Source organism: Clostridium sp. CAG:43 (genome assembly GCF_000434655.1).
GTDB classification, from domain to species: domain Bacteria; phylum Bacillota; class Clostridia; order Lachnospirales; family Lachnospiraceae; genus Otoolea; species Otoolea fessa.
In genome coordinates this window covers 2,520-10,210 of the sequence record NZ_FR895004.1, presented here as the reverse complement: position 1 = coordinate 10,210, position 7,691 = coordinate 2,520, and the positions used below count along the sequence as shown (strand labels likewise).

Annotated in this window: 8 protein-coding genes; all 8 read left to right on the top strand. The window is 49.5% G+C overall.

Features of this window, described 5'->3' with window-relative positions:
* A partial coding sequence (locus QVO97_RS01005; RefSeq protein WP_288188552.1) for a DUF4130 domain-containing protein occupies window positions 1-190 on the top strand: 190 nt, incomplete at its 5' end.
* Window positions 191-519: 329 nt separating this feature from the next.
* Window positions 520-774, top strand: coding sequence for a hypothetical protein (locus tag QVO97_RS01000; RefSeq protein WP_022358567.1), 255 nt, complete (start codon window positions 520-522; stop codon window positions 772-774).
* 183 nt (window positions 775-957) lie between these two features.
* On the top strand, window positions 958-1,350 hold the full coding sequence (locus QVO97_RS00995; protein ID WP_022358566.1) for a GntR family transcriptional regulator: 393 nt from the start codon (window positions 958-960) through the stop codon (window positions 1,348-1,350).
* Window positions 1,337-2,236, top strand: a complete 900-nt coding sequence (locus QVO97_RS00990; protein ID WP_022358565.1) for an ABC transporter ATP-binding protein — start codon at window positions 1,337-1,339, stop codon at window positions 2,234-2,236. The genes QVO97_RS00995 and QVO97_RS00990 overlap by 14 nt, the downstream gene beginning before the upstream one ends.
* Window positions 2,211-4,628, top strand: a complete 2,418-nt coding sequence (locus tag QVO97_RS00985) for a DUF6449 domain-containing protein (protein WP_022358564.1) — start codon at window positions 2,211-2,213, stop codon at window positions 4,626-4,628. Before QVO97_RS00990 ends, QVO97_RS00985 begins: the two co-directional genes overlap by 26 nt.
* Before the next feature lie 249 nt (window positions 4,629-4,877).
* Entirely contained in the window at window positions 4,878-5,453 is a 576-nt protein-coding gene (locus tag QVO97_RS00980) for a zinc ribbon domain-containing protein (protein ID WP_022358563.1), read from the top strand.
* Between the two features lie 3 nt (window positions 5,454-5,456).
* Complete coding sequence (locus QVO97_RS00975; RefSeq protein ID WP_022358562.1) at window positions 5,457-5,963, top strand: COG2426 family protein; 507 nt, start codon at window positions 5,457-5,459, stop codon at window positions 5,961-5,963.
* A gap of 213 nt (window positions 5,964-6,176) precedes the next feature.
* Window positions 6,177-7,691, top strand: a 1,515-nt coding sequence (locus QVO97_RS00970; protein WP_288188548.1) for a heavy metal translocating P-type ATPase, incomplete at its 3' end; no start/stop codon positions are given.

The window sequence follows — 7,691 nt, the reverse complement described above, 5'->3', positions numbered from 1 at the left end:
CCTGCAGGCGCTTTCCGGGAAAACCGATCAGAGCGAATATGCGGCGCTCTGGAGTGCATTTTTTCATCAGATAGGAATTAAGGAGCGGGAAAATCCAGCCTGCCAGCGAACGCGCCTGCCGCTTCGCTATCGGAAATATATGACGGAATTTCAGTCCGGTTCCAACCGTTCAAATTTGGCTAAATTGTGAACAAATCGTAAACACAAAATCGAGGAGATTGTTCATAAAGAAACAAAAAAAGAATAAAAATAAGCTGGAAACCGGGAAAAAGCAGCATTGAAACGAGAAAACTGCCGCATATATATTAAGATTTAAAGACTTAAAAAAACAATGTAAAACCAACAGAAACAAGGATTTTTCTTACGAAAGCTTTCGGTTTTTGTAAGAAATATTGGATTTATTTAGTGAATGTTAATTATCTGTTCATATTTTGGACATAATTTGTTTTTATTATAAGTCCTGTACCGATGAGGTACAAGAAAACATAAATCGTATGTTTTAAAGAGGAGAGAATAATTATGAGAAAGAATCTTACAAAAACAGCAGCAATCTTAGTTATGAGTGCAATGGTAGCAGCATCTGCTCTGACCGCTTGCGGCAGCAAAGCAGAGGAGACAACTGCAGCAGCAGAGGAGACTGTAGAGGCAGAAGAGACTGAAGCAGTTGAGGAGACTGAGGCTGAAACAGAAGAGACTGAGGAAGTTTCCGAGGAAGAGACCGAAGAGGCATCTGAGGAAGAGACTGAGGCAGCTGAGGAGACACAGGCTCAGTAATCAATCTTTGATTGCAGAAGTTTGTTTCTATTCGGATATAACCAAAAAGGTTGTTAAGAAAATCGTAAGAGGGCAGTCGGTTGACAATCGACTGCCCTTTTTGTATACTATAACTGTATTAAATGAACTAATACACTTATGATTTTTGAGACAGGGCAGAATGGAGGAAAGGAGAATGTGAGCATGATTCTGATTGATTATAAAGATCGACGACCTCTCTATGAGCAGATTGTTGAGAAGCTGTCGGATCTGATGGTCCGGGGGATTTTGGAGCAGGACAGTCAGCTTCCATCCGTGCGGAGTCTGGCAACGGAGCTGTCGATGAATCCGAATACGATCCAGCGGGCGTACGCAGAGCTGGAACGCCAGGGATATATTTATTCGGTTAAGGGCAGGGGCAGTTTTGTGGCGGATAACCGGCAGATCCGGGAGAGGAAGCGGCAGGAGATCTGGGATCAGCTGGAACTTCTGATCCGGGATGCAAAAGGAACCGGCATCACGATGCTGGAGTTCCAGGAGCAGGTCATCCAGAGCTATGGAAGTGAGAAAGGAGGAAACAGGAATGATAAAGGCTGAGAATCTGACGAAGCGTTTTTATGATACAGTGGCAGTCGATCATATCCATGCGGAGATTCACAATGGAAGTGTCTTTGGTCTGATTGGAACCAACGGCGCCGGAAAAAGTACTTTTTTGCGGATGGCAGCCGGTATTTTAAAGCCGGACGAAGGAAGCGTTACGGTTGATGATGAGACGGTATTTGAGAATACAAAGGTAAAGGCACGGTGCTTTTATATCCCGGATGAGCCGTATTTCTTAAGCAATGGAACGGCGGAAGATATGAAGGTGTTTTATCAGGGAATTTATCCGAAGTTTGATGCAGCCCGGTTTGATAAACTGCTAAAGAATTTTGAACTGGAAAGCCGGCGGAAGGTGCAGACCTTTTCGAAGGGTATGAAAAAACAGCTCGCTGTGCTGCTGGGCATTTGTGCGGGAACCGATTATCTGTTCTGCGACGAAACGTTTGACGGGCTGGATCCGGTCATGCGGCAGACGGTCAAGAGTCTTTTTGCTAATGATATCGAGGAGCGGAACCTCACGCCGGTCATCGCCTCCCATAATCTGCGAGAGCTGGAAGATATCTGCGACCATGTAGGTCTGCTTCACAAGGGAGGAATGCTTCTCTCAAAGGATCTGGACGATATGAAGTTAAATATTCACAAGATTCAGTGTGTGCTTCCGGCGGGAGTGGGGAGCAGCGATTTGCAGGGAATCGATATTATAAAGACGGAACAGAGGGGAAGTCTCCTGACGCTTACCGTGCGCGGAAAACGGGAAGAGATTCAGACAATTTTACAGGCGTATCATCCGGTGTTTTTTGAAATGATACCGCTTTCCCTGGAAGAGATCTTTATCAGTGAAACGGAGGTGGCTGGTTATGACATCAAAAGGCTTGTTTTTTAAATATATGAGAGAAAATACGAAGCAGCGTCTCTGGAGCGTGGCGCTTACCGCACTTTTGTGCTTTTTTCTGTTTCCGGTCCTGACAGCGCTGGAAACCAGCATACTGCTTCGTCCGGATAACTTGTCTAAAGATCTGAGCGTCGAAGCGGCGTTAGCAGAAGCAAAATTAAAGCTGACCAATGAGATGCTGCATATGTATTCGATCCAGAATGCAATGCTGGTATTTATCCTGATTGTGACGGCGGTTGTGCTGGCAGCGTCCGGTTTTTCGTATCTACATTCGAAAAAGAAAACGGATTTTTTTCACAGCCTTCCGATCAGCCGTGAAATGCTTTATACTGTGACCTGCCTGGACGGTATCCTGTATCTGGCAGTCCCGTATCTGGTATTTCTGCTGGCGGCAGGAGTGATGCTGCAGGTAAAGGGCGCACCATTTTCATGGGGAACCCTGCTGATTGGGTATGTACAGCATATGTGCTTTTTTACACTGGTGTACATGACGGTTGTGCTGGCAGTGATTCTGACAGGCAATCTGATCGTGGGTTTACTGGGAACCGGCGTGCTTTTTAGCTGGGGACCGGGGGTGGCTGCAGTGGTATCGACGTATTTTTCCGAATACTTCATGACGTTTTATGACAATGGCAATTTCCTGCTGCGCTGGTGCGAGCGGACCTCACCGGTTTTCTGGTACGGCACGGCAACTGGTTCGGATCATCCCACCCGGATGGCAGTCATTGCATTGGCAGTGGCAGCCCTGCTCTTTGGTCTGGGAATGTTCCTGTACCGGAAACGCCCGTCTGAGGCGGCTGGAAGAGCGATGGCATTTAAGGTAAGTGAGCCGGTGATCCGTTTCCTTCTGGTTGTGCCGATCACGCTGTTTTCCGGAATGATTTTCCGGTCAATCCTGAATGATGATATCTGGACCGTGTTTGGCTTGATCTGCGGACTGCTCATCACCAGCTGCCTGATCGAAATTATCTATCATTTCGATTTTAAGAGCTTGTTTGCGCATAAGAGACAGCTTGTCATCAGTGCGGTGGCAGTGGCAGCCATTTTCTTAGGGTTCCGCCTGGATGTGGCAGGATATGACAGCTATCTGCCGGATACTGACAAGGTTGCATACGCGGGTATTTACTGTGATGCGCTGGACAACAATGCGGTAGGGGCTTACCATGTAACTCCGAGAATGTATAGGGATGGCTACAGTGTTGGAATGGAATGGGCGTCCCAGGGAGATGTGGCAGATAAAATGCAGATCTCGGATGAGGATGGAATCCGTGTCCTGCGGGAAATTGGCGCGCAGGGTATCGAGACAGCTTCCAGACAGCGGAAGCATTTGAACGGCGGACAGGATTGGATGAGTGAGACGGATCTGGATTCACGCTATGATTCGATCGTGCTGTCCTGGCATCTGAACAATGGAAAAACCGTTTACCGTAATTACCGCACGATCAATGTAACGGAGCTGCGGGAACAGCTAGATTCCATTTATGAAAATCAGAGCTATAAACTGGGAATGTACCCGGTGCTGTCCCTACAGGCAGACGATGCCGCAGGCGTCAATTACAAAGAGGAAGAGGACTGCAGCCATGTGAAGCTTCCGGATGAGCAGACGAAGGCGGCGCTTCTTGCTGCATACCAGAAAGAGCTGATGGCTCTGACGCCGGATATGCGCCGGGAGGAGATGCCGATCGCGGAGATTCAGTTTAAGACAAATGAGATGCAGGCGATGATTGATGTGATTCGTAAAAATGGCGGCTATTATGACACATTTAACCAGTTTGATTATTACCCGATTTATCCGTCCTTCCAGGAGACGATCGCGATTCTGAAACAGTGTGGTACCGAGGTCGGCAGCAAGGTGACGCCGGAAAATACAGAAAAAATCGTGCTTCAGTATCAGGGCGGCAAGATTCCAGAGGATCAGCTGGCACCGGCAGATACAGAGCTTGGAAAACGCCAGCGGGAGTATCTTCAGAATAACAGCAGACGCGAGGTAACGATTACAGATCCGGAACAGATTGCAGAAATTCTTGCAAACTCCGCTTCGGATGATATGGTGCAGATCAATCAAATGGCGGAGGTATATCAGGGGATCAATATTGCAGTATATGTGTCCGGTACAGAGGACACAGGGGCAGTTTCAGAGGATGATTTGAGGGATTCGGTAAATTTAATGGAGGAAAATGAGATAGGTCAGACATATACGGTGGATGCCGGTCAGAATGCCCTGTATGATGGGGAATATGCGGCGGACTATGAAATGGATGAATCGGGTCAGTATGGCATCTACCAGCGCTCGTTCCGCTATGGCAAGGTTCCGGAGTTTGTGAAATCGACCTTCGGCCTGACACCGGAATTGATGCGGCTGAACCGGGTGTTTGCGTACTAAAAAAGCTGCCTGGAGTTGATTCGGGGATGCAAAAGATTGACTTTCTCCCCCGTAGGGGCTAAAATAAAGGGAAACGTAGCGGTTCAGCCGGTTTATGTATTTGATGCAAAAACCGGCTGAATCGTTATGAGAAAATATCAGACGCTTTGGTTTTGCATGAACCTGCCTTTGGATTTAGAACAGCGATGCGCCGTCACATCAGGCAGAACAAAATTTGAGGCGTACATATCCCGCAGAGGAGGAAGAAATATGGCATTTTTCGATGAGCTTGGAAAGGTGATCAGCGATAAGAGCAAGGAAGCTGCGAACCGGGTAAAGGACATTACAGGCGTATTACAGCTGAAATCGAAGTTGTCCGCTGAGAAAGATAAGATTAATAAGGCATATATCACACTGGGAAAAGCATACTATGACAGACATGAGGGCGAGCTGGAAGGGAAATTCGCAGATGAGTTCCATACTATCCAGGCTGGGCTTGTGAAGATTGCGTCCCTGGAGGATGAGATTGCCGAGTTAGAGGGCACAAGAGTCTGCGCGGAGTGCGGCGCAAAGGTGGAGAAAAATGCGGCATTCTGCAGCCGGTGCGGTGCGCCGATGGATTCGACGACATCTGCAGATGTGCATGAGCCGGAAGAACCGGAGGAGATGCAGGAGACTATCTTTGAAGAGAAGGATGAAGCTGCAGCAGATGAGGCGCTTGCCAACGCAGAAACAGAAGGCACGGCTGGTCCAGACGCGGATTCCGCGGATGCTTCGGACTCTGTTTCGGAGAACACCACCGATACTGCGGCACAGAATGAAAATAACAGCGGGGAGCAGGCATAATTTATGGATTCACTGGTACAATGGTTTACAGCTAATTTATCCGGAGTTATATCGAAGGAGGCAATTATCTTCATTATCTCGATGATTCCGATTCTGGAACTTCGAGGCGGGCTTCTGGCTGCGTCACCGGCACTCTTAAACGTGCCGATCCTGCGGGCGATCCCGATCTGTATCGTGGGAAATATCCTGCCGATCCCGTTTATCCTGCTTCTGATCCGCCATGTGCTGGAGTGGATGAAGAAGGTTCCGTGTTTCCGTGGTATTGCGCTGTGGCTGGAACGCAAAGCGATGAGCAAAAAAGGGCAGATCGAGAAATATGAGTTCTGGGGGCTGATGCTCTTTGTCGGCATCCCGCTTCCGGGAACCGGCGCATGGACAGGCGCGCTGGTGGCGTCCCTGCTCCACATGAAATTTGGCAAGGCATTTGGCGCGATTTTAGTCGGTATCGCGCTGGCGACGGTGATTATGTCGATTCTGTCCTACGGCGTGCTGGGCGTGCTGTTTGGATGATGCACAGATAAAAATGGAATAATGTCTATGCCCGCCAAAGGGCGGCATAGATGCGAATGTATAAAAGACTCTGTAAGGGGAAATTCTCCGGACAGGGTCTTTTTGCGCGTGACTGTGAAGATACTGAACCGTTACAGATTATAAATGAAATTGGGGTTGACATATACCCTGTGGGGGTATATTATAAGGACAGTTAAGAGATAGGAGGAGACCATGAAGCAATATACAGTAACCGGCATGAGCTGCGCGGCATGCAGCAGCCGGGTTGAAAAGGCAGTATCGAAAGTGCCGGGTGTCACGGCATGCTCGGTCAGCCTGCTGACAAATTCGATGGGCGTCGAGGGCGATGTGCCGCCGGAGACCGTGATTCATGCAGTGGAAGATGCCGGATATGGCGCATCCCTGAAAGGACAAGGCACTGCAGCGCAGGCGCAGAGCGCGTCGGAGGCAGAGGACGCCTTAAAAGATCGGGAGACGCCGGTTTTAAAACACCGTCTGATCGCATCGCTGGGATTCTTAGCAGTCCTTATGTATATGTCGATGGGACATATGATGTGGGGCTGGCCGCTGCCGCACTTTATGGATGGCAACCATGTGGCGATGGGACTTTTACAGCTCCTTTTAGCCGGAATTATCATGGTGATTAACCAGAAATTCTTTATCAGTGGTTTCAAGGGACTTTTACACCGCGCCCCGAACATGGACACGCTGGTAGCACTTGGTTCTGGCGCGTCGTTTATTTACAGCACATATGCGTTGTTTGCGATGACGGACGCACAGTTAAAGGGCAACGACACGGCAGTCATGTCCTACATGCATGAATTTTACTTTGAGTCGGCGGCAATGATTCTGGCGCTGATCACAGTCGGAAAAATGCTGGAGGCGCGTTCCAAGGGAAAAACGACGGATGCCTTAAAGGGACTGATGAAACTGGCACCGAAGACAGCTGTTATCATCCGGGATGGAGTGGAAACAAAGGTTCCGATTGAAGAGGTAAAGAAGGGTGATGTATTTGTTGTACGCCCAGGTGAAAATATCCCGGTGGACGGCGTGGTCCTGGAAGGAGCAAGCGCGGTCAACGAGGCAGCACTGACCGGCGAGAGTATTCCGGTGGATAAGGCACAGGGTGACCCGGTTTCGGCGGCAACGGTCAACCAGTCTGGTTATCTGCGCTGTGAGGCGACCAGAGTCGGTGAAGATACCTCCCTGTCGCAGATCATCCGCATGGTCAGCGACGCGGCGGCGACGAAAGCGCCGATCGCCAAGATTGCAGACCGGGTTTCCGGCGTGTTTGTCCCGGCGGTTATCACGATCGCAGTGGTGACAACGATTGTCTGGCTGCTGGCAGGACAGACGTTTGGATTCGCATTGGCGCGAGGTATTTCCGTACTGGTTATCAGCTGCCCGTGTGCACTGGGACTGGCTACGCCGGTTGCGATTATGGTCGGCAACGGCATGGGCGCGAAAAACGGAATCTTGTTCAAGACAGCTGTTTCACTGGAAGAAACCGGAAAAATGGACATTGTAGCGCTTGATAAGACGGGTACGATCACCAGCGGCGAGCCGCGTGTGACCGACGTCATCCCGTCCGGAGGTGTGACTGAGAAGGAGCTGGTAAGCCTGGCGCTTTCCCTGGAAAAGAAGAGTGAGCACCCATTGGCGAAAGCTGTTCTTCTCTATGCAAAAGAACAGCAGGTGGATGCGCCGGAGGCGGCCGATTTCCAGGCG